Annotated in this window: 24 protein-coding genes; 11 read left to right on the top strand and 13 right to left on the bottom strand. The window is 67.1% G+C overall.

Annotated elements, in window-relative coordinates:
• Position 1: 1 nt before the first annotated feature.
• The 3 genes from AC1RP5_RS07725 to AC1RP5_RS07715 are packed head-to-tail and all read right to left on the bottom strand — an operon-like array spanning position 2 to position 1883.
• The gene (locus tag AC1RP5_RS07725) at positions 2 to 868 is read right to left on the bottom strand and encodes a carbon-nitrogen hydrolase family protein (RefSeq protein WP_493110045.1); all 867 of its coding nucleotides are present in this window, start codon (positions 866 to 868) and stop codon (positions 2 to 4) included.
• A gap of 14 nt (positions 869 to 882) precedes the next feature.
• Entirely contained in the window at positions 883 to 1143 is a 261-nt protein-coding gene (gene grxC / locus AC1RP5_RS07720; RefSeq protein WP_493110044.1) for a glutaredoxin 3, read from the bottom strand.
• A 20-nt stretch (positions 1144 to 1163) separates the two neighbouring features.
• Positions 1164 to 1883: a ComFC family protein gene (locus AC1RP5_RS07715; RefSeq protein ID WP_493110043.1), complete on the bottom strand. Its 720-nt coding sequence runs from the start codon at positions 1881 to 1883 to the stop codon at positions 1164 to 1166.
• 129 nt (positions 1884 to 2012) lie between these two features.
• Here AC1RP5_RS07715 and AC1RP5_RS07710 point away from each other — a divergent pair, with 129 nt between their 5' ends.
• Together AC1RP5_RS07710 and AC1RP5_RS07705 are read left to right on the top strand one after the other, a co-directional pair.
• Positions 2013 to 2927, top strand: a complete 915-nt coding sequence (locus tag AC1RP5_RS07710; RefSeq protein ID WP_493110042.1) for a methyltransferase domain-containing protein — start codon at positions 2013 to 2015, stop codon at positions 2925 to 2927.
• 5 nt (positions 2928 to 2932) lie between these two features.
• Positions 2933 to 3748, top strand: coding sequence for a hypothetical protein (locus tag AC1RP5_RS07705; RefSeq protein WP_493110041.1), 816 nt, complete (start codon positions 2933 to 2935; stop codon positions 3746 to 3748).
• On the opposite strand, the gene mutT is transcribed toward AC1RP5_RS07705, so the two are convergent.
• The 3 genes from mutT to AC1RP5_RS07690 all read right to left on the bottom strand — a co-directional run bounded on the left by mutT (position 3749) and on the right by AC1RP5_RS07690 (position 6576).
• Positions 3749 to 4198 carry an 8-oxo-dGTP diphosphatase MutT gene (mutT, locus tag AC1RP5_RS07700; protein WP_493110040.1) on the bottom strand — a complete coding sequence of 150 codons (450 nt, stop codon included), beginning with the start codon at positions 4196 to 4198 and terminating at the stop codon, positions 3749 to 3751.
• Positions 4195 to 5433, bottom strand: a complete 1239-nt coding sequence (gene argJ / locus AC1RP5_RS07695) for a bifunctional glutamate N-acetyltransferase/amino-acid acetyltransferase ArgJ (RefSeq protein WP_493110039.1) — start codon at positions 5431 to 5433, stop codon at positions 4195 to 4197. Before argJ ends, mutT begins: the two co-directional genes overlap by 4 nt.
• Positions 5434 to 5553: 120 nt before the next feature.
• On the bottom strand, positions 5554 to 6576 hold the full coding sequence (locus AC1RP5_RS07690; RefSeq protein ID WP_493110038.1) for a peptidylprolyl isomerase: 1023 nt from the start codon (positions 6574 to 6576) through the stop codon (positions 5554 to 5556).
• 325 nt (positions 6577 to 6901) lie between these two features.
• Between AC1RP5_RS07690 and secA the strand changes: the two genes are divergently transcribed.
• Positions 6902 to 9667 carry a preprotein translocase subunit SecA gene (secA, locus tag AC1RP5_RS07685; RefSeq protein WP_493110037.1) on the top strand — a complete coding sequence of 922 codons (2766 nt, stop codon included), beginning with the start codon at positions 6902 to 6904 and terminating at the stop codon, positions 9665 to 9667.
• Positions 9668 to 9700: 33 nt separating this feature from the next.
• Here secA and AC1RP5_RS07680 read toward each other — a convergent pair whose 3' ends face one another.
• Entirely contained in the window at positions 9701 to 10075 is a 375-nt protein-coding gene (locus tag AC1RP5_RS07680; RefSeq protein ID WP_493110036.1) for a hypothetical protein, read from the bottom strand.
• A 116-nt stretch (positions 10076 to 10191) separates the two neighbouring features.
• Here AC1RP5_RS07680 and AC1RP5_RS07675 point away from each other — a divergent pair, with 116 nt between their 5' ends.
• A complete protein-coding gene (locus AC1RP5_RS07675; RefSeq protein ID WP_493110035.1) occupies positions 10192 to 10536 on the top strand; it encodes a Rap1a/Tai family immunity protein in 345 nt (114 codons plus the stop codon).
• Positions 10515 to 11495, top strand: a complete 981-nt coding sequence (locus AC1RP5_RS07670; RefSeq protein ID WP_493110034.1) for a methyltransferase domain-containing protein — start codon at positions 10515 to 10517, stop codon at positions 11493 to 11495. Before AC1RP5_RS07675 ends, AC1RP5_RS07670 begins: the two co-directional genes overlap by 22 nt.
• On the opposite strand, the gene AC1RP5_RS07665 is transcribed toward AC1RP5_RS07670, so the two are convergent.
• Complete coding sequence (locus AC1RP5_RS07665) at positions 11483 to 13096, bottom strand: hypothetical protein (protein ID WP_493110033.1); 1614 nt, start codon at positions 13094 to 13096, stop codon at positions 11483 to 11485. The genes AC1RP5_RS07670 and AC1RP5_RS07665 overlap by 13 nt on opposite strands.
• A 114-nt stretch (positions 13097 to 13210) precedes the next feature.
• Between AC1RP5_RS07665 and AC1RP5_RS07660 the strand changes: the two genes are divergently transcribed.
• The 4 genes from AC1RP5_RS07660 to AC1RP5_RS07645 all read left to right on the top strand — a co-directional run bounded on the left by AC1RP5_RS07660 (position 13211) and on the right by AC1RP5_RS07645 (position 18370).
• Positions 13211 to 15427: a TonB-dependent receptor gene (locus AC1RP5_RS07660; RefSeq protein WP_493110032.1), complete on the top strand. Its 2217-nt coding sequence runs from the start codon at positions 13211 to 13213 to the stop codon at positions 15425 to 15427.
• Positions 15428 to 15476: 49 nt separating this feature from the next.
• The gene (locus tag AC1RP5_RS07655; RefSeq protein ID WP_493110031.1) at positions 15477 to 16229 is read left to right on the top strand and encodes a tyrosine-protein phosphatase; all 753 of its coding nucleotides are present in this window, start codon (positions 15477 to 15479) and stop codon (positions 16227 to 16229) included.
• A 21-nt stretch (positions 16230 to 16250) separates the two neighbouring features.
• Positions 16251 to 17060 (top strand): PDZ domain-containing protein, encoded by an 810-nt coding sequence (locus tag AC1RP5_RS07650; protein ID WP_493110030.1) that lies wholly within the window; start codon positions 16251 to 16253, stop codon positions 17058 to 17060.
• A gap of 83 nt (positions 17061 to 17143) precedes the next feature.
• Positions 17144 to 18370, top strand: a complete 1227-nt coding sequence (locus AC1RP5_RS07645; RefSeq protein WP_493110029.1) for an epoxide hydrolase family protein — start codon at positions 17144 to 17146, stop codon at positions 18368 to 18370.
• Here the strand turns inward: AC1RP5_RS07645 and AC1RP5_RS07640 are convergent.
• From AC1RP5_RS07640 to AC1RP5_RS07630, 3 genes are all read right to left on the bottom strand, one after another.
• On the bottom strand, positions 18367 to 19620 hold the full coding sequence (locus tag AC1RP5_RS07640; protein WP_493110028.1) for an MFS transporter: 1254 nt from the start codon (positions 19618 to 19620) through the stop codon (positions 18367 to 18369). The genes AC1RP5_RS07645 and AC1RP5_RS07640 overlap by 4 nt on opposite strands.
• Before the next feature lie 8 nt (positions 19621 to 19628).
• On the bottom strand, positions 19629 to 20489 hold the full coding sequence (locus AC1RP5_RS07635) for an HTD2 family dehydratase (RefSeq protein ID WP_493110027.1): 861 nt from the start codon (positions 20487 to 20489) through the stop codon (positions 19629 to 19631).
• 95 nt (positions 20490 to 20584) lie between these two features.
• Positions 20585 to 21481 (bottom strand): TauD/TfdA dioxygenase family protein, encoded by an 897-nt coding sequence (locus AC1RP5_RS07630; RefSeq protein ID WP_493110026.1) that lies wholly within the window; start codon positions 21479 to 21481, stop codon positions 20585 to 20587.
• Between the two features lie 84 nt (positions 21482 to 21565).
• Between AC1RP5_RS07630 and AC1RP5_RS07625 the strand changes: the two genes are divergently transcribed.
• Both AC1RP5_RS07625 and AC1RP5_RS07620 read left to right on the top strand, forming a co-directional pair.
• Positions 21566 to 22216, top strand: coding sequence for a TIGR02466 family protein (locus AC1RP5_RS07625; RefSeq protein ID WP_493110025.1), 651 nt, complete (start codon positions 21566 to 21568; stop codon positions 22214 to 22216).
• On the top strand, positions 22213 to 23499 hold the full coding sequence (locus AC1RP5_RS07620; RefSeq protein ID WP_493110024.1) for a tetratricopeptide repeat protein: 1287 nt from the start codon (positions 22213 to 22215) through the stop codon (positions 23497 to 23499). Before AC1RP5_RS07625 ends, AC1RP5_RS07620 begins: the two co-directional genes overlap by 4 nt.
• 138 nt (positions 23500 to 23637) lie before the next feature.
• Here the strand turns inward: AC1RP5_RS07620 and AC1RP5_RS07615 are convergent, their stop codons facing one another.
• On the bottom strand, positions 23638 to 24651 hold the full coding sequence (locus AC1RP5_RS07615) for an LLM class flavin-dependent oxidoreductase (protein WP_493110023.1): 1014 nt from the start codon (positions 24649 to 24651) through the stop codon (positions 23638 to 23640).
• Between the two features lie 5 nt (positions 24652 to 24656).
• Positions 24657 to 25607, bottom strand: a complete 951-nt coding sequence (locus AC1RP5_RS07610) for an acetyl-CoA carboxylase carboxyltransferase subunit alpha (protein WP_493110022.1) — start codon at positions 25605 to 25607, stop codon at positions 24657 to 24659.
• Positions 25608 to 25638 lie beyond the last annotated feature (31 nt).

Raw genomic sequence — 25638 nt, 5'->3', positions numbered from 1 at the left:
TCTACTCCGCTGCCTTGGCGATCTCGGCCTTGTGCATCACCGGCGCGGCGTACTTGCGGTCGTGGGTCAGCGACGGAACCATCTTCCGCGCTTCCGCAATCTTCGCCATGTCGACATCGGCAATGACGAAGCCCGCCTTCTCTCCACCGGCATCGGCGATCACCTCGCCCCACGGGGCGACGGCGATCGAGTGGCCGTAGGTCTTGCGGTTGGAGCCCTTGTGCGTGCCGACCTGCGCCGGCGCGAAGACGAAGCAGCCGGTCTCGATGGCGCGGGCGCGCATCAGCGTATGCCAGTGCGCCTTGCCCGTCGGCACGGTGAACGACGACGGAATCGCCAGCATCGTGGCGCCGGCATGTGCCAGCTCGCGATAGAGATAGGGGAAGCGCAGGTCGTAGCAGATCGTCATGCCCAGCACGCCCCACGGCGTCTCGGCCAGCACCGCCTTCTCGCCCGGCTTGAAGGTCGAGGATTCGCGATAGCTCTCGCCGCCCTCGAGTTGGACGTCGAACATGTGGATCTTGTCGTAGCTGGCGACGATGCCGCCCGACGAATCGATCAGGTAGGAGCGATTGCGGATCTGCTCTTCGCCCGTCACGCGCACATGGATCGAGCCCAGCAGGAACCAGGTGCCGGTGTCGCGCGCGCTGGCACGGCAGGCCGCGAGCATCGCGTGCTCTTCCTCGGTCTGCGCCTTGGCGAGCGTCTCGGTGCGGTTGGCGCCGATCAGGCCGGTATTCTCCGGCGTCATGATGAAGTCGGCGCCGGCATCGCGCGCGAGCTTGGTCTGCTCGCGCATGAAGGCCACGTTCTCGGCCATCTCGTTGCTGACGTTGGTCTGGATCAGGCCGGCCTTGAACGCGGTCATGGTCGAAATCCCTTTTAGCCGGGCTGCGCGAGCAGCGCGTCGAGCTTGCCCGCCTGTTCGAGGGCGGCGAGATCGTCGGAGCCGCCGATATGCTGACCGTTGATGAAGATCTGCGGCACCGTCGTGCGATTGGCGCGCGCGCGCATCTCGGTGCGCTTCTTGTCGTCCATCATCACGTCGGTCTCTTCATATTCCGCGCCCTTGCTGTCGAGCAGGCCTTTGGCCCGCGCGCAGTAGCCGCAAAACGGCGTGGTGTAGATTTCGATCTTGGCCATGGGTGAACCTCTTTCCCGGACTATACCGCTGGCCGGATAACCCGCGCCAGTGTCAGGACATCAACCCGTTCGGCCCCGGCGCGTTGCAGGGACCGCGCGCAGGCCTCGACGGTCGCCCCGGTAGTCAGCACATCGTCGACCAGCAGGACGGACTTGCCGGCGACTTCCGCCTGCCACTTCGGATGGATGTCGAAGGCCTCGCGGACATTGCTCCGCCGCTCCTTCGCCTTGAGGCCAGCCTGCGAGCCGGTCCAGCGGCGGCGGCGCAGCAGGTCGGGCGCCAGGCGCAGATCGCGGCCTGGCGCCGCCGTCCGCACGACGATGCGTGCCAGCATCTGCGCCTGATTGTAACGACGCACGAACAGGCGCCGCCAATGGAGCGGCACCGGCGCCACCAGATCGGCCGAGGCCAGCAGCTCGGCGCCGGCCCGCGCCATCCAGCCACCGCAGGCCCGCGCGATGTCCGTGCGGTCACCATGCTTGAACGGCAGGACGATTCGCCGGCTGCCGTCGTCGTAGACCAAGGCGGCGCGCGCGCGATGGTAGCGCGGCCGGCGCGCCAGGCAGTTCGCGCAGAGCGCCCCGGCTCCGAGATCCTCGGCGAACGGCGTGCCGCAACAGGCGCATTGTGGCGCGGAGATGAAGGAGAAGCCCTGCCAGCAGATCGTGCACAGCGCGCCGGGCGCGCCGACGATCTCGTTGCAGCCAAGGCAAAGCGGCGGCAGGACGGCGTCGAGCATTGCCCGTCCCATCCCCGCAAACGCCCCGCTCACCCCCGTCGGTAACATGCGGCGGATTGGGGCGGGCAAATGCGCCCACAGCATGGCGTTCCCCTACCGGCCGCCGCCCTTTCCCCCTACATACCCACTGTGACGAGTTCCGACCCCCTGCTGGTGTTCGACCGCACCCTGTTGCGCCAGCGGCGCGAGCGCGCCGCCCGCGACTGGGAGCGGCACGACTTCCTGAAGCGCGAGATCGCCGAGCGGCTGGTCGACCGGCTGGGCGACGTGCGCCGCACCTTCCCGCTGGCGCTCGATCTCGGCAGCCACGGCGACGAGGTCGCCACCGCGCTGGGCGAACGGGCGATCGTCGAGCATCTGGTGCGGGCCGATCTCGGACGCGGCTTCGCGGCCCGGGCGCGCGGGCCGGCCGTCGTCGCCGACGAGGAATTCCTGCCCTTCGCCGCCGGCCGCTTCGACCTGGTGCTGAGCGCCATGGACCTGCACTGGGTGAACGACCTGCCCGGCACGCTGATCCAGATCGCGCGCATCCTGAAACCCGACGGCCTGTTCCTCGGCGCCCTGCTGGGCGGCGCCACTCTGTGGCAGCTTCGCCAGGCGCTGGCGGCGGCGGAGAGCGAGATCGACGGCGGCCTCAGTCCCCGCGTGTCGCCGTTCGCCGACCTGCGCGACGCCGCGGGCCTTTTACAGCGCGCGGGCTTTGCCCTGCCGGTGGCCGACAGCGAGACGATCGAGGTCGAGTATGAAAGCGCCCTCGCCCTGATGCGCGACTTGAGCGCCATGGGCGAAAGCAATCTCGTGATGGGGCGTCGCCGCGGCCTGACGCGGCGCGCCGTGCTGCTGCGGGCGGCCGAACTCTACGGCGAGCAATTCGTGCGGCCGAGCGGCCGCGTCACGGCGAGCTTCGAGGTCCTGTTCCTGCACGGCTGGGCGCCGCACGCCTCCCAGCCCAAGCCGCTGAAGCCCGGCAGCGCCGCGCAGCGGCTGGCCGACGCGCTGGGGACTTCGGAAGTCAGTGCCGGCGAAAAAGTGGAACGGAGCTAGACGACGTGCCTGCAGTGAAACTCTCGTTCGGCGGCTTGATCGGCCAAAGCTTCAGCTTCGTTTTTTCAAACCTGGGGCTGTTCTTCCATCTCGTCACCATCCCGTGGATCGCCTCGCTCGTGATCCGGTTGCTGGGATCGCTGCTGGCGGACGATACGCCCATACCAATGTTGCTCGGCAAGGCCGCCGACATCGTGCCGACCGTGATGTTCATGGTGGCGTGGCAGAGGGTCGTGCTGCTGGGGCCGCAGAGCATCGGCCGGCTGCCCGGACTGGGCTGGTCATCGCGCGAGATGGCCTTCCTCGTTTACCTGATCAAGATTGGCGGCTTCACCTTCCTCCTGCTCTCGGCCTTCGTCCTCACCCTGGGCTCGCTCGATCCTGAGGTCGTGGCCGCCAGCGCGGCCGCCGATCCTGAAGTTGCGCGCAAGCAGGCGATGGCCATGCCGATCGGCCTGGCCTTCATGGTGTCGAGCTTGCTGGCGTTGCGGGCGAGCTACGGGCTTGCCGCGACAGCGATCGACGAATCCTTCACGCCGCGACTTTCGTGGGCGCACAGCCGCGGCAACGCCTGGACGATCATCGGCGTGCTGTTCCTGGTCTTCTCCGCGGGCGCACTCGCGACCCTGGTGACCATCAGCGTGGTATTCGGCCTGGCGCGCGGCGTGCTGGGTGCGGGCGAATCGGCCGCCGTCATCACCTGGACGGCCGCCCTCCTCGTCTCCTACGGCGGCACTGCGGTGGCGGCGACCGCGCAGGCGCTGATCTTCCGTGATCTTTTGGGCTGGCGGCCCGGCGCGTCGCTCCGGCCAGCGGCGTAGCTACAGCAGGTCGCGCAGCAGGCCGACCAGCGGCAGGTCGGCGGGCGGCATCGGATATTTGTTGAGATCCATCGGCGCGACCCATTTCAGGGTCTGGCCCTCGCGCGGCTGCGGCGTGCCGTTCCACTTGCGGCAGGCGAAGACCGGCATCAGCAGATGGAACTTCTCGTAGCCGTGGCTGGCGAAGGCGATCGGGGCGAGGCAGCTCGTCGCCGTCTCGATGCCCAGCTCCTCGTGCAGCTCACGCACCAGCGCGTGTTCGGGCGTCTCGCCGGGATCGACCTTGCCGCCGGGAAACTCCCAGAGGCCCGCCATCGACTTGCCTTCCGGGCGCTGGGCGATCAGCACGCGGCTGCCGGTGTCGACCAGCGCCACCGCGGCGACCAGCACGAGCGGACGCTCGCCCAGCGGCGGCGGGCCGCCCGGGCACTCGTCTTCAAACGAGGTCAAGAACGGTAGCTGCCGTTGATGTCGATGTAGCCGTGCGTGAGATCGCAGGTCCACACGGTGGCGCGGCCCCGGCCGATCCCAAGGTCGATGTCGATCACCACGTCGGAGCCCTTGATGTGCTGCGCGACCGGCGCCTCGTCGTAGTTCGGCACGACCTGGCCCTGGTCGGTGATGCGCACGCCGCCGATCGAGATGCGCAGCTTGTCCCGATCCGCGCGCTCGCCCGACTTGCCGACCGCCATGACGATGCGGCCCCAGTTGGCGTCCTCGCCGGCGATGGCGGTCTTGACCAGCGGCGAGTTGGCGACCGCGAGACCGATCTTGCGCGCAGCACCATTCGACGACGCGCCGCCCACGTTGATGGTCACGAACTTGGTGGCGCCCTCACCGTCGCGCGCGAGGAGCTGCGCCAATTCGATCAGCACTTCGTCGAGCGCGCGCTTGAAGTCGACCAGGACGGGATCGTCAGCCTCCTCGATTGGCGCATGGCGGGCAGCACCGGTGGCGACCATCAGCAGCGTGTCGCTGGTCGAGGTGTCGCCGTCGACGGTGACGCAGTTCAGCGACTTGTCGGCGGCATCGGACAGCAGCTTCTGCAGCACCGGTCCCGGGATCTTGGCGTCGGTAAAGGCGAAGCCCAGCATGGTCGCCATGTCCGGCGCGATCATGCCCGAGCCCTTGAGGAAGCCGTTCACCGTCACCGTGCGCTCGCCGATCTTGGCCTGGCGCGTGGCGAGCTTGGGGAACGTATCGGTGGTCATGATCGCGGCGGCGGCCGACGACCAGGCGTCCTCCTTGCCCGACTTGATGAGCGTCGGCACGACGGCGGCGATCTTCTCCCAGTCGAGCGGCTGGCCGATCACGCCGGTCGAGGCCATGAAAACCTCGTTGCGCGGGCAGCCCAGCGCCTGGGCGATGGAACGGGTGGTTTCCTCGACCGCCTTGTCGCCGAGCTTGCCGGTGAAGGCATTGGCGTTGCCGGCATTGACCACGATGGCGCGGACCTTGCCGCGGGCCAGGTTCTTGCGGCACCAGTCGACGGGCGCCGAGCAGGTCTTGGACCGGGTCAGGACGCCGGCGATGGTGGCCCCGGCCGGAACGACGGCGAGCAGGACGTCGTCGCGGTCCGTGTAGCGCACGCCGGAGCGCGCAACGCCCAGCTTTACGCCCGCAATGCGGGGCAGCGTCGGCGTCGTCTTGGGCGCGAGCGGCGATATGGCGTGCTTGGCGGACATGTTTCTCCCCTCGGGCGCGGCTGCGGGACGGCAGCCGGCCAGCGGCGGAGACTACACCAGAAACGCCCTAAAACGTGAGTTTTAGTTGGGGCGTGTTCTGCTGGATTTTCGGCGCAGCCCTTACTTGGGCGGCGTCGCCGGGGTGGCGGGCTTGGCGGCCGGCGCGACGGGAGCCGCGGGGGTCGCCGGCGTGGCCGGGGCGGCCTCGGCCTTGGTGCCGTCCATGTTGAACTTTTCGATCTTCGAGCCGGCGCGGATCTTGTCGAGCTGGGCGGTCACGGCCTCACGCGCCAGTTCCTCGCGGATCTGCTCGGACAGCTCCTCGAGCGCGGGCGGCGGCGCGGTGCGGCGATCGTCGATCGAGATGACGTGGTAGCCGAACTGGGTCTTGGTCGGGGTCTCCGAGGTCTGACCCTTCTTCAGGTCGAAGGCGGCATCGGCGAATTCCTTCACCATGTCGGACTTCTTGAACCAGCCGAGATCGCCGCCCTCGGCGCCGGACGCCTTGTCGGTCGACTTCTCCTTGGCGAGCTTGTCGAAGGCCGCGCCCTTCTTGAGGTCGGCGATGATCGCCTTGGCCTCGTCCTCGGTGGCGACCAGGATGTGGCGCGCGTGCACCTCTTCTTCCGGCGGCATCGACTTCAGGCGCTCCTGGTAGCGCTGCTGGACCTTCTCGAGGGTGACCAGGCGGGCGATCTCGCGCTGGATCCAGAAGTCCTGCAGCACCTGCTCCTCGACGAAGGCCATGCGCTTCTTGAAGGCCGGATCCTCGTTGGTCTTGGACTTCTTGCCTTCCTGGACGACCAGCTTGCTGTCGATGATGCGCTCGAGCAGCGCCGGGAACACCGCCTGCAGCGGCATCGTGCGGTACTGGGCCGGCAGAGACTGCTGGGCGATCTCGAGCTCGGACAGGCGGATCTGCTGGCCGTTGACGACCGCCACGACCGGGTCCTTGACCGCGGTCGGGGCCGCGGCAGCCGGAGCCGGCGGCTTGGCGGCGGGCTGGCCGGCCGGGGCTGCGGGAGCGGTGGTCGCCGGCTTGGGCGCCTGCGCCGGCGGGGTCTGGGCGAGGACCGGGCCCGCGAAGGCAGCGACCGCGCCGCTCAGGAGGGCGAGGCGCAGGTGGCGCAAGGTGTTGCTCATGGCGGACTCCAGCAGCTTCATTCGTTTCGAAAGGCGCAAACCGTTTACACAGGCCCCATTGGGCCAAGCAAGCGCCGCCTCCCCGAGGCATCGCGTGATGGCCTTGAATTGCGGCACTTTTTCGTGAGGCGTGCGTTCATCGCGAGGCGTTAATGCCGGCAGCACTCGCGGCGCGGGCGTTGCAAAGCGATTACGGGGCGATTGCGTCCGCGCTGCGGTCAGTTGCGATAGTGCGTTGCGTTGACACTCCCCGACCCGCTCTCTATCTCTCACAGGGAGGGCGGGCCGGTGTGCCCGCCTAAGTCATTAGAATATCGAGGTTTTCATGCTTGGCGCGCTTGCCCGGAGTCTCTTCGGGACGGCCAACGACCGGATCGTCAAAGGCTTCGACAAGACGGTGGCGAAGATCAACGCCCTCGAGCCGGAGTTCATCAAGCTTTCCGACGACCAGTTGAGAGGCAAGACGGTCGAGTTCCGCGAGCGCCTGGAAAAGGGCGAAACGCTCGACGACCTGCTGCCCGAAGCCTTCGCCACCGTGCGCGAGGGCGCCAAGCGGGCGCTCGGCCAGCGGCACTTCGACGTCCAGCTCAAGGGCGGCATGGTCCTGCACCAGGGCAAGATCGCCGAGATGAAGACCGGCGAGGGCAAGACCCTGGTCGCCACGCTCGCCGTCTATCTCAATGCGCTCAGCGGCAAGGGCGTGCACGTCGTCACCGTGAACGACTACCTTGCCCGCCGCGATGCCGAGTGGATGGGCCGGGTCTACCGGTTCCTCGGTCTCACCGTCGGCATCATCGTCAACGAACTCGACGACGAGCAGCGCAAGGCGGCTTACGCCTGCGACGTGACTTACGCCACCAACAACGAGATCGGCTTCGACTACCTGCGCGACAACATGAAGTATCGCCAGGACGCGATGGTCCAGCGGCCCTTCAACCACGCCATCGTCGACGAGGTCGATTCGATCCTGATCGACGAAGCGCGCACGCCGCTGATCATCTCCGGCCCGGCCGAGGATTCCTCGGAACTCTATCGCCGCGCCAACACGGTGATCCCGCAGCTCAAGGCCGAGCATTACGAGAAGGACGAAAAGAACCGCACGGTCGTCCTGACCGACGCCGGCATCGAGGCGATCGAGGAGATCCTGCGCGCCGACGGGCTGCTGCCCGAGGGCATCAGCCTCTACGCGCCCACGATGGTTTCGGTGCTGCACCACATCACCCAGGCGCTGCGCGCCCACAAGCTGTTCAGCCGCGACGTCGACTACATCGTGAAGGACGGCCAGGTCGTAATCATCGACGAGTTCACCGGCCGCATGATGTCGGGCCGCCGCTACTCGGAAGGCCTGCACCAGGCGCTCGAGGCCAAGGAGCATGTCGAGATCCAGCGCGAGAACCAGACGCTGGCCTCGATCACCTTCCAGAACCTGTTCCGCATGTACCCGAAGCTCTCGGGCATGACCGGCACGGCGCTGACCGAGGCCGCGGAGTTCTCCGAGATCTACAAGCTCGAGGTCGTCGAGATCCCGACCAACGTGCCGGTCGCCCGCAAGGACGCCGACGACGAGATCTACCGGACGCTGGGCGACAAGACGCGCGCCATCGTCAAGCTGATCGAGGAATGCCGCGCGCGCCAGCAGCCGATGCTGGTCGGCACCGTGTCGATCGAGAAGTCGGAAGAGCTGTCGGAGGCCCTCAAGAAGGCGGGCATTCCCCATAACGTGCTGAACGCCCGCTTCCACGACCAGGAGGCCGCGATTGTGGCCCAGGCCGGCCGCCCGGGCGCCGTCACCATCGCCACCAACATGGCCGGCCGCGGCACTGACATCCAGCTCGGCGGCAACGTCGAGATGCTGGTGCAGCAGAGCGTGCCCGCGATCAACGCGGCCTTCCCCGACGAAGCGGCCCGCAACGCCGAGATCGCGCGGGTCGAGGCGGAGATCCGCGCCGGCGTCGAGCGCGATCGTCCGATCGTGCGCGAAGCGGGCGGTCTCTTCGTGGTCGGCACCGAACGCCACGAATCGCGTCGCATCGACAACCAGCTGCGCGGCCGTTCGGGCCGCCAGGGCGACCCCGGCGCGTCGCGCTTCTTCCTGTCGCTGGAAGACGACCTGATGCGCATCTTCGGCAACAACAAGGTCCTCGACTGGGTCCAGAAGAAGGGCATGGCCGACGACGAGGCGCTGACCCATCGCTGGCTCAACAAGGCGCTGGAAACGGCGCAGGGCAAGGTCGAGGCGCGCAACTTCGAGATCCGCAAGAACCTGCTGCGCTTCGACGACGTGATGAACGCCCAGCGCCAGGAGATCTACAAGGAGCGCATCGAGCTGATGGGCACGGAAGACGTGTCCGAGACCGTCGCCGGCATGCGCCGCGACGTGGTCGACTCGCTCATCACGCGCACCATCCCCGAGGGCGTCTACGCCGAGCAGTGGAAGATCGGCGAGCTCAAGGAAGAGATCCAGCGCATCTTCGGCCTCGACCTGCCGGTCGAGGAATGGGCCAAGGAAGAAGGCATCGCCGACGAGGAGATCAAGGCGCGCCTCGGCGACGCGGTCGAACGCGTGTTTGCGCAGAAGGCCGCGCAGTACGGTCCAGACGTGTGGCGTCAGGTCGAGAAGAGCGTGCTGATGCAGATCTTCGATCAGAACTGGAAGGATCACCTCCTCCATCTCGATCATCTGCGTCAGGGCATCGGCCTGCGTGCCTATGGCCAGAAGGATCCGCTGAACGAATACAAGCGCGAGGCCTTCAACCTGTTCAGCGACCTGCTGACCAACCTGCGCGAACAGGTCGTGACCTTGCTGGCGACCCTGCAGATCCGCATGGAGGCGCCGCCGATGCCGGACATGCCGACCAACATGCACGAAGTGCACGAGGACCCGGCGCTGGCTTCCGCGATGAGCGACGACCCCGCCTACGATCCGGCCGATCCGGATGGCGGCGGCGTGGCGACCCTGCATCGCCCGCGGCCCGTCACCAACGGCCCGATCGACGCCAACGACCCGTCGACCTGGGGCAAGGTCTCGCGCAACGCGACCTGCCCCTGCGGCTCGGGCAAGAAGTTCAAGCACTGCCACGGGCGGGTCTGACCGGACCCGTCGCGAAGACCGCCGGCGGCCGCGTCAGCCGCCGGTCTGCTCGGTGAGCCAGGCCCGCGCCTGCGCCTCCGTCTTGAACAGCTCGGCCGGCCGCTTGGACGGCGAGATGTTGACGAAGCGCTTGAAGGCGAATTTCACGGAATCGCTGGTGCCCACGACCGCCAGCGGACCGCTGTCGAAGTGGGATGTGTAGGCGCTCAACCGCGCGCCCATCGCCATCACGTCGTTGTCGTCGTAGATCGGCTTGAGAAGGGTCGCGTCGAACAGCTTCGCGTAGGACAGTGCATTGGCCACGACGATGGCGTCGAAATGCGCCTCCATCTCCTTCAGCGTCACCTCGCCCTCGGCAATGATATGGATGAACTTCTGGGGGTGAAGGATTTCCCAGCGCAGAGGCATCTCTTGCGTCTCCCGTGAGCTGTGTTTCGGCCGGTCGAGACTATCACGGCCGTGATGAAATTCGCCAAAGCCAGTTCCGAGACGGCTGCGGCACGCGGTATCATGCGCGAATGAAAATGGCACGTTCCTGGGCAATCCTGTTGGCCGTGACGCTGGCCGCTCCCGGTGCGCGGGCGCAGCAGGACACGAGCTCGGCCAACTACGTCATGCTGGGTTGCGAGGCGTTTCTCGTCGACCCGATCCCGACCTCCAAGCTGCTGGTCGCGGGAGTCTGCGCCGGCATCATCGACGCACTGCAGGTGACCAAGCAGAACATCTGCCTGCCCCCCATGGCCACACGACGCCTGCTGGTGCGCGGCGTCGTCAGCTACATCAACAACATTCCCGCCCGGTTCCACGAGAATTTCATCACGCTCGCGGGCGAAGCCCTCGAACAGACATGGCCCTGCGCGCCCAAATAGAGACTACCCTCGTCTGTCCGCGCGACCGCACGCGGCTCGCCCGTGCGGATGACCGGCTGACCTGCGAACAAGGCCATCATTTCCCGGTCTGCGGCGGCATCCCGATCCTGCTTCTCGACGACGACGTCGAACCACACATCTCGGTCAGGCGCGCGCTCGACACCGACATCCGCCTGGAGCATCTCGCGCTCGACGATGGCGAGACCCCGCCACCGACCGCGCTCCATCCTTCCGTGCGCGAGATGCAGGGCGCGACGAGCGGTGCGATGTTCCACGCCGCTCGCGATCGCTTCACCACCTATCCCATCCCGGAATTGCGACTGCCCGACGGCGAGGGCCGACGATTGCTCGACATCGGCTGCGCCTGGGGACGCTGGTCCGTGGCCGCGGCCCGCAAGGGCTATCGCGTCACCGGGGTCGACCATAATTTCGGCCGCCTCGTGATCGCCCGCCGCGTCTGCCGCCAGTTCGGCGTCGAGGCCGACTTCGTGTGCGCCGACGCGCGACGACTGCCCTTCGCCGGCGCCAGCTTCGACGTCGCCTTCAGCTATTCCGTCGTCCAGCATTTCAGCAAGCCCGACGCCCGCACGATCCTGGCCGAGATCGGGCGCATCCTGGCGGCGGGCGGCAGCGGCATGATCCAGATGCCCAACCGCTTCGGCATCCGCTCGCTCTACCACCAGCTCCGCAAGACGTGGGTGCAGCCGCAGCCCTTCGACGTGCGCTACTGGACGCCGCGCGAGCTGCTGCGCGACTTCGAAGCCGCCATCGGCCCTTCACGCCTCACGATCGACGGCTTCTTCGGCCTCGGCATCCAGGCGCAGGACTCGGAGAACTTCCTGCCGCATCACCGCGCGATCGTGCGGCTTTCGGAAGTGCTGCGCCGCGCGCCCTGGCTCGCGCCGGTCGCCGACTCGCTCTACGTGCACTCGACCGCGCGGGTTTCTCAGTCGACGTAGAAGCAGACGAAGCCGTCGAGCGGCTTCTCCTTCCATTCGGACGGCTTGTAGTCGACGAACTGCTCCATCATCGCCTTTGCCTTGCCCTCGCCGACCAGCTTCTGCTGGACGATGATGTAGAGGCGCGGCACGCGGCCCCGGAACTTCAGGTTCCGCATGTCCTCGATCGACCAGAAGTCGGCATGGTTGGCCATGACGCGGACGTTGCGGACTTCCAGGCCGATCTCGGGCGACGGCACGAAGATCAGCGTCGAGGCGCGATCGGGCGCGGGCACGTCGATGGTACGGATGAACTTCACCACCGCGTCGTTGGCGGTGGAGTGCCTGAAGTCGCGCACGCCCAGCGGATGGCCGAGATTGACGACCACATGCTTGGCGTGGGCCGCGAGCCCGTAGAGCGCGCCGACCAGCGCCAGCATCGCACCGGCCAGGCGCAGCAGCTTGCTGGGCACCGTCAGGAAGGCCTGCACCGCGCCGACCAGCAGGAGCAGCGACACCGGACGGAAGTAGCGTTCCTCCTGGCCGATCGTGGCGCCGTGCGCCCACAGCCAGAGGAAGACGACACTGTAGGCCAGCGTCGTCAGGCCCACGAACACCAGATAGTCCGGGTAGGTCCGGCGCAGTTGCCGCCACATCACGTACAGCGTGACCGCGGCCGGCAGCGCCAGAATGTAGCCCACCGCCAATTGCGAGCCGAAGATCGCGCGGCCGGGGTGGAGCAGGATGAAGTTCCACATCTCGCCGAACGACAGCGCGGCGCCCCACACGCAGCTCAGGATGAAGATGCCGTGGGTGACGAACACCGACCATTGCACCGCCGCGACGGTCGAGGCCGCCGTCCAGCCGCGCGAGTACCAGGCGTAATAGAGAACGACGCCGACGATCGCGATGGCGACGCCCGCGACCACGCCACGGCGCACGGTGTCGGCTTTGTCCCGCCACGGGTGCGGGCCCGAGAGCACGGCGGCCGAGATGGCGGCGCAGGCCAGGATGACGGCCGAGATCTTGGCGAAGAACATGACCGCCATGCCGGCCACCAGCGGCGGCACGGCGAACCAGCGCAGCTCGCGCAGGCGCCAGACCAGCAGCAGGAACCACGGCGCGATGCCGAACAGCAGGATCTCGCCGCCGATATAGATCACGAACGGAAAGGCGAAACCGCGACTGCAGACGACCAGCGCCAGCGCGATGGCGATGACGTGCGGCGGGAAGCCGAAGGCGCGATAGAGCGCGAACCAGCCGAGAAGCCCGAGCACCGAGAAGGTGGCGACGGTGACGATCACCGCATGGCCGAGGCTCAGTCCCAGTTCTTCGAGGACGCCGGGCACGACATGCTGCCCCGGCGACCAGATCGACAGGAAGGTCGAGATGTCCTTGGTGATGTCCTGCGGATCGGGCGAGGCCCAGTGGTTCCACGGCAGGCCGTGGCGCAGGTCCCAGCCCAGCAGGCCCCAGCCGCTGTCGGACCAGATGACCGGCCGCACCACGGCGTTGACGGCCGTGTAGCCCAGCACGATCGCGACGATCAGCACGCAGCAGGCGACGACGACGGACCGGGACGACGACAGGCTTCGCCCGCCGCCGAGCTTTTCGAGACTCATGGGACCTGAATACACCGCCCCGCCGCGCGAGCCATATCGATTGACGTTGCTGAATGTTATATTGTAACACAATACAGTATAACGTTATCGAGCACGGGCGTGAGGAGACTGAGGATGCAGCGGATCGGCGTTTCTGCCCTGGCCCTGGTGGCTGGCCTCTCCGCGACGGTCCCGGCGCGAGCGCAGATTTCGACCCAGGCTCCAACCCAGACCCCGCCCCAGACCGAAGTCCAGGCAGCGCCAGAGGTCCCGTTGCCCGATCCGGCGACGCCGCTACTCGACTCGAAGTCGGTCGCCATCGAGGTGGTCGGCAAGCGGCTCGACCGCGAGCGCAGCGAGATCCAGCCGAGCCTCGGCGCCACGCGCTACGACTTCAGCAAGACCGCCATCAGCAACACGCCGCAGGGCGAGAACGCACCGCTCAACCAGGTACTGCTGCGCGCGCCCGGCGTCGTGCAGGACGGGTTCGGCCAGATCCATGTGCGCGGCGACCATGGCAGCCTGCAGTACCGGCTGGACGGCGTGCAGTTGCCCGAGGGCCTGGCGCTGTTCAGCAACATCATGTCGCCGCGCTTCGCCGACCAGCTCTCGCTGATCACCGGCGCGCTGCCCGCGCAGTACGGCCTGCGCACCGCCGGCGTCGTCGATATCACCGTGAAGTCGGGCACCACCAATCCCGGTGGCGAGGCCTCGATGATGACGGGGTCCTACAACTGGCTGCAGCCATCGCTCGAGTATGGCGGCCGCTCGGGCAACTTCGATTACTTCGCCGTCGGCCAGTACATCAGCAACGGCATCGGCATCGAGAACCCGACCTCGTCCACCGCGCCGCTGCACGACGACACCGCGCAATGGTACGCGCTGACCAAGCTCACCGCCCTGGTCGACGAGAACACGCGCCTGAGCTTCATCGGCGGCGGCGCCAGCGCGCGCTACCAGATCCCCAACGTGCCGGGACAGGCGCCGAGCTTTCCCCTGAGCGGCATTACCGACTGGAACAGCGCCGTCCTCGACCAGCGCCAGTGGGAAGACACCTATTTCGGCATCGCCTCGCTGCAGAAGAGCTACCAGGACTTCAACCTGCAGCTCTCGGGCTTCATCCGTTACTCCAAGCTCTCCTACCAGCCCGACGCACTGGGCGACCTGCTCTACAACGGCATCGCGCCGTGGTCGCAGCGCTCCAGCCTAGCGGTCGGCACCCAGGCCGATGCGAGCTGGAAGGTGGCGAGCAACCACACGCTGCGCGGCGGCTTCCTCGTCCAGCGCGAGCGGGTCACCAGCTTCAGCCAGAACAACGCGCTGGGCATGGTCCCCGATCCCAGCGATCCGACCGCGACGATCCCCGGCACCGATCCGGTGGGCTTCACCGACGGTTCCGAGCTGGTCGGCTGGACCTACAGCGTCTACCTGCAGGACGAGTGGAAGGTGATCCCGAACGTCACCGTAAATTTCGGCGCGCGCTTCGATGCGATCTCCGGACAGCTCTCGGAAAACCAGCTCAGCCCGCGCATCAACGTCGTGTGGGAGCCGACCCCGGAGATCAGCCTGCGCGCCGGCTACTCGCGCTATTTCGTGCCGGCGCCGCTGAACCAGGTGGGCTCCGGCTCGCTCGCCGTCAGGGTCGGCACCACCGCCGAGCCGGAGAATTTCCTGAACAGTCCGGTAAAGGCCGAGCGCTCCGACTATTTCGACGTCGGCCTCACCGTGAAGCCGCTCGAGGGCCTGACGGTCGGCTTCAGCGGCTACTACAAGTTCGCCGAGAACTATCTCGACAAGGGCCAGTTCGGCGCCCCGATCCAGCTTGCTTCCTTCAACTACGCGAACGCGCAGGTGAAGGGCTTCGAGCTCTACGCCAACTACGACCAGGGCCCGTGGTCGGTCTACGGCAACCTCGCCTGGTCGAAGGTCAGCGCCACCAACATCAATTCGGCGCAGTACAATTTCTCGCCCGGCGACCTCACCTATATCGCCAACAACTGGATTGCCGCCGACCATGACCAGGGTTGGACGGGCTCGGCCGGCGCCGCTTACATCTTCAATTCAGGCACCGACTGGGCCACGCGCGTTTCCGCCGACATGCTGTTCGGCAGCGGCCTGCGCACCAGCGTCGTGACGCCCAACGACACGTCGCTGCCGGCCTATGCCACCGTCAATCTCTCGGTAACGCAGAAGGTGCCGATCAGCGGCAACAAGGGTACGCAGATCCGCCTCGACGCGGTCAACCTCGCCGATTCGGTCTACGAGCTGCGCACCGGCCAGGGCGTGGGCGTCGGCGCACCGCAATACGGAATGCGGCGGGCCTTCTTCGTGACCCTGTCGCAAAAATTCTGACGCGCAACCGACATGATCGGGACCGGCCGGGCGTGCTAGAAATACGCCCATGCCCGACTCCGCTCTCCCCTACGTCCTGAAGCTGCAAGGCGGCTCCAACTTCCGTGACCTCGGCGGCTACAAGACCGCCGACGGCCGCACCGTCCGCCGCAACGCGGTCTTCCGCTCCGCCCATCTCGGCGGCCTCACCGACGAGGATCGCGCTGCGCTCTCCAAGCTCGGCGTGCGCACCATCGTCGACCTGCGCGGCGTCCACGAAGCAGCCGAGACGCCGCATCTGGTGGACGGCGTACAGTGCCGCATCGTCGGCGCGCACATCGAGCCCGGCGTCGGCGAGAAGATCCGCGGCGCGGTGGCCGACGGCACGGCCAATCCGCACATCATGATGGGATTCCTCACGGATCATTACCGTGACTATCCACGCCGTTGCGCGCCGGGCTTCCGCACCCTGTTCGCGACCCTGAGCGACGGCGAACATCGCCCGCTGGTGTTCCACTGCACCGCCGGCAAGGACCGCACCGGCTTCGCCTCCGCCCTGCTCCTCACGCTGCTCGGCGTGCCGTGGGAAACGGTGATGGAGGACTATCTCCGCACCAACGAGCTGTGGATCGGCCATATCGGCCGCTACCCCGAGCTCGACATCGACACCCGCGCCGCCATCATCGAGGCGCGCACGCCCTATCTCGAAGCCGCCTTCGACGTGGTACGCGGCGACTTCGGCTCGCCGGAAGACTTCGCCGAGAAGGCGCTCGGCCTCGACGCCAAGGCGCGCGAGCGGTTGAAGGGCGATTTGCTCGACTAAGGTCAATCAAATCGATCCTGCTTGCTCCCCGATCGTTTGTTCCGGCAAACTTCGATCAAATCGGGGGAGAGTAAACTGCGTTGGATATTGGCGAGCGCGCTGATCCTGCTGGCTGGCTGCACCAGCGGGTATGAACAATTTTTCAAAGAAGGCGGCGTTGGACTGAAGGACGATCGGGTCCTGTATCACTCCGAGCCAGCACGGCTTTTGGCAGGGAGTTCGGACCCGCAGGGACCAACTGAAGATCTGCTACGCATGTGGGAGCAGGGGTATGTCCTGATCGGCTCCTCAAGCTTCAACGGCTCCTCGATGGGGACCGATAGCAGCCTGGCCTTGAGCCAGGGCAACAAGATCGGCGCCGGCATCGTGCTTTTCTATTCGAAATACGAGAGCACGCGTGTCGGTTCGACAACGACCACGACACCCGTAACCTCTACAACCGTCGCACCGAGCGGCCAGACGTACACAACAACCTCCTACGTGCCGCGAGAAAGCACCTACTCGATCGCGCGCTACGATTTCCTGGCTCGCTACTTTGCCAAGACAAAGGATGTCGGATCGGGGCTGTATACCTTCCCGCTGTCACGAGAAGAGCAACAAGCGTTCGGGACAAACAAAGGCGTCATCGTGCGTGCCGTCCGACGGGGATCCGCTGGCTACGACGCCGAAATCCTGCCGGGCGATCTGGTGTTGATGGTCGACGGCAAGGTTGTCGATAGTGGAGACACATTTGCGCACCTGCTCGTAGACAAGAGAGGCCAGGAGGTGACGCTTACCATTCGCCGCAAGTCGGGCGAGCTCAAGAAGCGGATCCTGCTTCGCACCGGCTGATCGCCTCCAGCAGCTCGCGGACTGCGGGCATGGCGGAGTAATTCTCCGCACTGAGGAGGCTCGTGGTCAGCTATGATCCGTGAATGGCCTATGACACTCCCGAGCCTTTCAAGGTTGATATCCCCGAACGGGCGCTGATCGATCTCGACGAGCGCCTGCGCCGCTGGCGGCCGCCGGCGGAGATTGCCGACGACGGATCCTGGGCCTCGGGTACCGATCCCGAATTCCTGGCCGAGCTGGTCGCCTATTGGCGCCACGGCTACGACTGGCTGCGCTGCCAGGAGGCGATCAACCAGTGGCCCAACTACCTGGTCGATATCGGCCCGCAGCGCATTCATTTCATCCGCGAGCCCGGCACCGAGGTCGAGGACGCACCGCGCCCGCTGCCGCTGGTCGTGACCCATGGCTGGCCGGGATCGATCGTGGAGTTCCTGCACCTGATCGACGTCCTCGCCCATCCCGAGGAGCATGGCGGCGATCCGCTCGACGCCTTCGACGTGATCGTGCCCTCGCTGCCGGGCTACGGCTTCTCCGGCCCGCCGATCCGCGCCGACGGCACACAAGGCCCGATCGGGCCGCGCGCCATTGCTGGGCTCTGGCACAAGCTCGTCACCGAGAAGCTCAATTATGGCCGGCCCTATGGCGTGCAGGGCGGCGACTGGGGTGCCGTCGTTTCCTCGTGGCTCGCCTTCGACCATCCGCAGAAGGATGAGTCGGGCGTGCTGGGCGTCCATCTCAACATGATGGGGCTGCGGCCCGGCCTCGATCTCAAGACGGCGAAGCTCAGCGCCGACGAACAGGCCTGGCTCGCGAAGATGGGGCCCGCGCTCGACGACAAGACCGCCTACCAGCGCATCCACGCGACGCGGCCGCAGACCCTGGGCGTGGCGCTCACCGATTCGCCGGTGGGGCTGGCCGCCTGGATCGTCGAGAAGTTCCAGGCGTGGAGCGACTGCGGCGGCGATCCGCTGAAAAGCTTCTCGATGGACACGCTGCTCGACAACATCATGGTCTATTGGCTGACCGGCACGGCCGGCACCTCGACCTGGCTCTATCGCGGCGTGACCGAACAGAAGCCGCGCGCGCTGCCGGAAGGCGCGAAGGTCGAGACTCCGACCGGCTTCGCAGCCTTCCCCGCCGACATCGCGCCGGCGCCGCCCAAGGAATGGATCGAGCGCGCCTTCAACCTGCGCCGCCACACGGTGATGCCGAGCGGCGGCCACTTCGCGGCGCTCGAGGAACCGGAACTGCTGGTCGAGGATATCAGGGCCTTCTTCCGGCCTCTGCGCTACGGCGCGGCGAACGACTAGAGCGCGAGCGACCTCGGCCGCTGCGCGGCGAGCGCGGCGATCACCGCCAGCGAAGCCAAGGTGCCGAACAGCAGCAGCGAGGTCGTGTAGGTACCGGTCGCATCGCGCAGGATGCCCGACGCGAGCGGTCCCGCCGCCTGTGCCGTCACCTGCAGCGACAGCGCCACGCCGCGGATCGCGCCGTAGCTTTCGCGCCCGAAATAGTCGGCCCACGCGACCGGCAGCAGCAGCATCACGCCGCCCATGCCGATGCCGAACAGGCCCGCCGCCGCCATCGCGGTTTCCACGCCGGTGATGAAGATCAGCCCGTAGCTGCCGAGCGCCATGCACATCGCGCAGATTGCCATCAGGTAACGCACCGGCCAGCCGCGCGGCAGGAAGCCGATGCCGAAGCTCGCCGCGCCCGAGAGCATCGCCACGAAAGCGATCACCGAAGCCGCCGCGACGGGCGTGAGACCGCGCTCGATCAGGTGCGGGGCATTGTGCAGGCTGACGCCGGCCTGCACCGGGAACAGCAACACCGTGTAGAGCGAGAGCAGCCAGAAGGCCGGCGTCCGCATCGCCTGCGCCCGGCTCCAGCGCGGCTCGACCAGGGGCGCCGCCTTGCCGTCGGCCAGCCGGTCGGGCTGCAAGCCGACATCCTCCGGCCGCCGCACCAGCAGGAGCCAGCACGGCACGAAGCCCACGACAAGCACCGTGGCGCCGACCGCGATCCAGCCGGCCCGCCAGTCCGCGCCGCTGATGGCGAACTGCGCGATCAGCGGCAATCCGACCAGGCCCGACATCTGCGCTAGCGTGGCGATTGAGGCAGCGATGGCGCGGCGCGACACGAACCAGTTGTTGAGCGCGCTGTAGAGGCCGAGGTCGAACGGGCCCGCCCAGATCATGCGGGCGAAGCAGAACAGCACATAGAAGAGCAGCAGCGACTGGATGAGCGACAGCGCCATGCAGGCAATGCCCGTGCCCGCCACCGCGAGGCAGAGCACGAGGCGCGCGCCGCGGCGGTCGACGAACGGGCCGATGAACGGCGAGATGACCGCCGCCAGCACACCGCCCAGCGACACCGCGCCCGACATCTCGGTGCGCGACCAGCCGAACGCGTCGGTCATCGGCACGACGAAGATCGACAGCACGGCGACCGCCGGCCCCTGCCGCGCGAAGCCCGCGAGGCAGATGCAGCCCAGCACCACCCACCCGTAGAAGAACGGCAGCCGCGGGATCAGGAACCGCGGCAGGGGTGGTGCTTGCATGCTCCCGTTCAGGCGAAGGTCGCCGTGGCCTGCGCCGCGATCGTGCCTTTCGGTGTCACCGTCCAGAGCTCGGCGCCCTTGCCATCGGCGGTCGGACGGCCGATCGCGTCGAACGGCGAGGTGTCGAACAACGGCGCCCGGGCGCGGATGCCGAAGGTCTTGATCGTCCGGCCCGGATTGGAATCGCGCAGCAGGTCGAACAGGCACTGCTGGGCGAAGGGTCCATGCACCACCAGGCCGGGATAGCCCTCGGTCTCGATGCAGTAGGTCCGGTCGTAATGGATGCGGTGCGGGTTGAAGGTGATGGCGGAGTAGCGGAACAGCATCACCGGATCGGCCTTGATGGTGCGCCGCCACGGCACGTCGGTCGGCGCGGCCTCGCGCACTGGCACGCCGCTCTTCTCGCCCGCCTTCACCTCTTCGCGGAACACGGTGTTGGCCACTTCGGTCACCGCCAGGCCGCGTGGCGTGTAGACGCGACGTGTCTGGCTGGTAACGATGAGACTGCCGGTGCCACCGCCACGAAGCTGCACATCGGAGAACTCGGTCTCACGACGAAGCTTGTCACCCACGCGGATGTCGCCGTCGAAGGTGAAAGTCGAGCCGGCATACATGCGGCGCGGCAGCGGGATCTTGGGCAGCACGCCACCTTCGGTCGGCAGCCCGTCCTCGGCCAGCACGTTGCGACGCGCATAGGAATGCAGGAAGCAGAGATGCCAGCCCGGCGCGATCGCCTCGCCTTCCGCCGGCACCTTGTCGTTGCGATCGAAGGTCGCGATCATCGCCTTCAGCGGCGCCTGCGTGACGACGTCCTCATCCTCGATCTTGCGGCCGAGTTCCTTCTTCAGCGGTTCGATGTCGATGGTCATGGGTGGCTCCTCCGGGCTTTGCGGCACCCTAGCCAATCCGCCGCCCCGATTCGCCGATAAATCTTTCCGCTGCCGCAGACCGAAAGCGCGCCGCCCTACTCGGCGGCGACGGCGAGGCCCATCTGCTCGCAGGTCGGGGCGATGTCGGAGACCGTGGCGCGGCGCATGTCGCGCTTGTAGCGCTGGTCGTCGAACTCCATGCCGCGATGCATGGTGCAGCGATCGTCCCAGATCACCAGGTCCTTCTCGCGCCAGCGATGCGAGTGCACGAACTGGCGCTGCGTCGCATGCGCGGTCAGCTCGTCGATGAGCTGATGCGCCTCGGCGTCGGCCATGCCGCGGATCGCGCCGGCGTGGCTGGCGATATAAAGGCTCATGCGGCCGGAATCCTGCAGCCGGCGTACCAGTACCTGCGGCACCGGCGCGAAGGCCACGCGCTCGTTCTCGTCGAAATCCTTGAAGCCGAGCTTGGCGCGCGAGTTCATGATCGAATGCTCGGCGACGAGGCCCGCGATGCGCTCCTTCGTCGTCTCGGGCAAAGCATCGTAGGCGGCGCGCATGTCGGCGAACTCGGTCTGGCCGCCGATCGGCGGGATCGAGCGGGCATGCAGCATCGAGCAATAGGCCGGCAGGCGCTTGAACGAGGAGTCCGTGTGCCAAAGCCGGTTGCCGAGATTGTAGAGCCGCTGGCGGTTGTTGGTCTCGAGGATGCGGTTCTCGGCGTCGAGATTGCCGACGTCGGCCATGTTCTCCTGCAGGCGCAGCTTGTGGTCCTTGCGCGCCTTGAAGACCGTCGTCTCGAGCGGGCCGAAATGGCGCGCGAAGGCGAGCTGGCTGTCGTCGTCGAATTCCTGGTCGGGAAACACGAGGACCGCATACTTGGTGAAGGCCTCGCGGATCGCGGCGAGGTCCTCGGCCGAGACCTTGTTCAGGGCGACATCGCCCACTTCGGCCACGAAGTCGGGCGTCACGGCATGGATCGACACGGGCATCGGTTGTTTTCTCCCTAGCCTTGATTATGAGACCGATTGGATCACCTAACGGACAATCGGGCAATCGCCGGATATATTGGCGGGATGATCGAGAAGCAGGAAGTGCAGGAGATCTTCCCGACCCCGTTGTGGATCGTGGACCTCCAGCCGGCCGCCGCGGCCAGCCTCAATGCGAAACTGAAGGCCGAGATCGAGCGGCTGATCGCACCGCGCCCGCCGGTTCCCGTCGGCAGCAACTGGCAGACCCCGCAGGACCTGCACACGCGGCCGGCCTTCGCCGAGTTCGTGAAGCTGGTCGAGACCGCCTCGCGCGGCGTCGCCCGCTTCCTGCAGATCGACCAGTATCCGATGGCGATCACCGGCTGCTGGGCCAACGTCAATCCACCGGGCGCCTATCACCCGATGCATCACCATCCGAACAACTACCTGAGCGGCGTCTATTACGTGGCGATCCCGGCGGGCGGCTCGCAGATCCTGTTCCAGGACCCGCGCGGCCAGGCCTCGATGATCATGCCCAAGCCGCGCCAGTACACGCGCCTCACCGCCAACGGCGCCAATGCGCCGAGCAAGGAAGGCCGCATGGTGATCTTCCCGGCCTGGCTGAAGCACACTGTGCCAGCCAATGACGGGCAGAGCGAGCGCATCAGCATCTCGTTCAACCTGATGTTCAAGAATTTCAGCGAGACGATGGCCTCGCCGATGTGGGACCCGACGGCCGGCAAGGAGAAACCATGAGCAGCCTGCACGATCGCTACGGCAACGAGCTCGGAACGCAGTCGGTCGCGGCGCGCGACGCCTATCTGGCGGGCGTCGAGAGCCTGATGGCCGCCACGCCCGGCATGGACGCGGCCTTCCAGAAGGCGACCGAGGCCGACGAGAATTTCGCGCTGGGCCACATCTCGCTGGCGCGCGCCAAGCAGTTGCTGGGCCGCGGCCACGAAGCCAAGGCGCCGCTCGCCCGCGCCAAGGAACTGGCGGCGAGTGCCAGCCCGCGCGAGCAGAGCCAGATCGCGATCTTCGAGAAGATCCTGACCGGCCAGGGCGCCGCCGCGCTCGACGCAATCCACGTGCACATGAAGGAGTGGCCGCGCGACGCCATGGCGCTCGCGCCGGCGACCAGCGTGTTCGGCCTGATCGGCTTCTCCGGCAAGGCCGGCCGCGAGGTCGACCAGCTCGCGCTGCTCGAACCGTTCGAGAAGCACTACGGCGACGACTGGTGGTATCGCACCCAGCTCGCCTTTGCGCAGATCGAGTTGCAGAAGCTCGACGAGGGCCAGCGCAACATCGATGCCGCGCTGGACGCCTTTCCGAAGAGCGCGCATGCCGCGCACATCCGCGGCCACCTCTTCTACGAGCTGGGCGAGCGCGAGGCCGGCCTCGCCTTCCTGACGGACTGGATGAAGGACTATTCGCGCGACGGGCTGATGCACGTCCACAACAGCTGGCATCTCGCGCTCTGGTCGATGGAGACCGGCCGCATGGACGACGCCTGGCGCATCTACGACGAGGCGCTGAGCCCGGCCGTCGCCTGGGGCCCGCAGATCAACGTCGCGACCGATTGCGCGGCCTTCCTCGCGCGTGCCGAGATGGCGGGCGAGCCGCGGCAGGCCGCACGCTGGCGCGAGCTTGCAGATTACAGTGCCAAATGGTTCGGCCGCCCCGGCCTCGGTTTCGTCGACATGCACACGGTGCTGGCCTACGCGATGGCCGGCGACTACGCGGCCCTGGCGAAGTTCATCGAAACCCCGAAGGGCGCGACCGCCGACATGCTGCAGCCGATGGCCCGCGGCTTCGAAGCCTATGCGCAGGGCGACTGGGCGCGCACCATCGCGGAGATCGAGCCCCTGCTCTCTACGCACGAACGCCTGGGTGGCAGCCGCGCGCAACGCGACCTGCTGGAATACGTCGTGACGTCGGCCATGGTGAAAGCCGGCCGCGCGAACGAGGCGCGTGCGACGATCGAGAAGCGCCGCCCGCAGAACGGCAAAGGCAAGGGCTTCCCGCTGGCGGGGCTTTAAAGAAAAACGCCGTCGTCTCGACCGGAGCGCCGCAGGCGCGCAGTGGAGAGACCTTCTCTCTGCAATCAGGCGGCTAATGATGGAGAGAAGGTCTCTCCACTACGCCTCGCTTCGCGAGGCTTCGGTCGAGACGACGGGTTAGCTCAGCCCGAATTCCTCCGCCAACAGCTCGTACGACCGCTTCCGCTTCTCGAAGTCGTAGCAGATCGTAACCGCCATGATCTCGTCGACCTCGTAGGCCGCCGCATGGCGTTCCAGTCCTTCGCGCACGGTCTTGGGCGATCCCACCACCGAGCGGCGGCGCAATGCGGGCAGCCAGCGCTCCGAACCCGGCGCCTTCGCGGCGTCCAGTGCTTCCTCGACCGACGGCACCGGACCGGGATTGCCGAGCGTGCGCAGGCGCATCGCCCAGACCTCGCGGCTGCGCGATAGCCGGTCGGCCTCCTCGTCGGTCTCCGCGCATAAAACCGTGATCGCCATCATCGGCATCGGCTTGGCGTGCAGCGACGAGGGCTTGAAGTGGGCGCGATAGGCGCGCGTCACGCCATCGCCGCCGTCGGGATTGATGAAGTGCGCAAAACAGAACGGCAGGCCGAAATGCGCCGCCAGGGCTGCGCTGTCGTCGCTCGAGCCCAGCAGCCACACGTCGGGCGCCGTCTCGCCGCTCGGCTGCGCCACGACGCCGGTGCCTTCGTGATTGAGCGGCAACGCATCGTGCAGCCAGGCCACGAGATCGCGCACCTGGTAGGGATACTTGTCGGCGTTGCTCCAGTTCGGCTTGCCGTCGGCCAGGATGCGCATCGTGTGCTGGTCGCTGCCCGGCGCGCGGCCGACGCCGACATCGATGCGGCCCGGAAACAGCGTCTCCAGCATGCGGAAATTCTCGGCCACCTTGTAGGCGCTGTAGTGCGGCAGCATCACGCCGCCCGAACCGACCCGCATGTGCTGCGTGAGGCCGGCCACGCGCGTGATCAGGACCTCGGGCGTCGAGCCGGCCAGCGCCTCGCTGCTGTGATGTTCGGCGAGCCAATAACGGTGATAGCCCAGCCGGTCGCAGAGCTGCGCCAGTTCGAGCGTCTCGCGCACCGCGTCGGCGGGCGTGCCACCTTTGCGGATCGGCGACTGGTCGAGAACGCTGAGACGCAGCGCCAAGGAAGTCAGAGGCCCTTCTTGCCCATCGCCAGGAACTTGGCCTGGCGCCGCTCGCGCAGCGTGTCGCCGTCGAGCTTCGAGAGTTCGGCGATCGCGTCGCCGACGATGCGGCCCACGACGTCGATCGTCTCGTCGGGCGCGCGATGGGCGCCGCCCGTCGGCTCGGGGATCACCTCGTCGATCACTTCGAGCTTCTTGAGATCGGCGGCGGTGACCTTCATCGCCTCGGCGGCATCCTGAGCATTGGCGTTGTTGCGCCACAGGATCGAGGCGCAGCCTTCCGGCGTGATCACCGAATAGACCGAGTTCTCCAGCATGTAGACGCGGTCCGACGAGGCGATAGCCAGCGCACCGCCCGAGCCGCCCTCGCCGATCACGACGCTGACCAGCGGCACGCCGAGGCCAAGGCAGGTCTCGATCGAGCTGGCGATAGCTTCCGCCTGGCCGCGCGCCTCGGCCTCGATGCCGGGATAGGCGCCCGGCGTGTCGACCAGGGTGACGACCGGCAGCTTGAACCGGTCGGCCAGCCGCATCAGGCGCTGCGCCTTGCGATAGCCCTCGGGTCGCGCCATGCCGAAATTGTGCTTGATGCGCGATTCGGTGTCGTCGCCCTTCTGCTGGCCCAGCACGACGACGCTGCGGCCCTGCAGACGGCCCATGCCGCCCACGATGGCGGCGTCCTCGCCGAAGGCGCGGTCGCCGGCCAGCGGCGTGTAGTCGGTGATCAGCCGGTCGATATAGGCCTGCGCGTGCGGCCGCTCGGCGTGGCGCGCGACCTGGACCCGCTGCCAGGGCGTGAGCTTGGCGTAGGTCGCGCGGATCTGCTTATGCGCCTTGTCCTGCAGGCGCATGACTTCCTCGGCGATGTCCACGTCGCCGGAATTGGGCAGATGCCGAAGCTCGGCAATCTTGCCTTCCAGCTCAGCAATCGGCTTCTCGAAGTCGAGGTAAATCATTGAAGATCAGGTGTCGCCCGGTCGCGGAATC

It is taken from the genome of Reyranella sp. GW821-FHT12G01 (genome assembly GCF_058806575.1).
This window is presented reverse-complemented; position numbering and strand designations above follow the sequence as displayed.